The following is a 695-nucleotide window of genomic DNA, read 5'->3' on the forward strand; positions in this document are numbered from 1 at the left end:
CAAGGAGCGGGTCTTCAACCGTCGCTTCCTGGTCATGGCCAACCATTACATGGTCGAGCCGACCGCCTGCTCGCCGGCGTCGGGCTGGGAGAAAGGTCAGGTCGAGAACCAGGTGCAGACCGCACGCGGTCGCTTCTTCCAGCCGCGCCTGCGATTTACCGGCCTCGAGGAGTTGAACGGCTGGCTGGAGGCGGAGTGTCGGCGCTGGGCAGAGTTGCACCAGCATCCCGAGCAGAAGGAGCTGACGGTCGCCCAGGCATGGGCAGCAGAACGGGCGGTGCTCCAGCCTGTTGTCGCACCCTTCGACGGCTTCCACGAGAGCGAGCATGCGGTAAGCGGCACATGCCTCATCAGCTTCGACCGCAACCGCTATTCCGTTTCTGCCAGGGTGGTGCGACGTGCCGTCCAGGTCCGCGCCTATGCCGACCGCATCGTCGTGCGCTGCGACGGTGAAGTCGTCGCCGACCATCCCCGGTTCTTCGGCCGCGACCGGACCATCTACGACCCGTGGCACTATCTGCCGGTGCTGGTGACCAAGCCGGGTGCCCTGCGCAACGGCGCACCGTTCCAGGGCTGGGAGTTGCCGCCTGCGCTGGCACGACTGCGGCGCAAGCTTGGCACCGGCGACGATGCCGACCGGCGGTTCGTGCGGGTGCTGGCAGCGGTGCTCGACGACGGGCTGGAGGCGGTAGAAG

1 protein-coding gene is annotated in these 695 nt (G+C 67.3%); it reads left to right on the plus strand.

The genetic code is table 11. The features are described from left to right. On the plus strand, positions 1 to 695 hold a 695-nt coding region (locus LS48_RS15895), incomplete at both ends, for a Mu transposase domain-containing protein (RefSeq protein ID WP_131807748.1).

Origin of the sequence: Aequorivita aquimaris (assembly GCF_001573155.1) — a bacterium.
GTDB classification, from domain to species: Bacteria; Bacteroidota; Bacteroidia; order Flavobacteriales; family Flavobacteriaceae; genus Aequorivita; species Aequorivita aquimaris.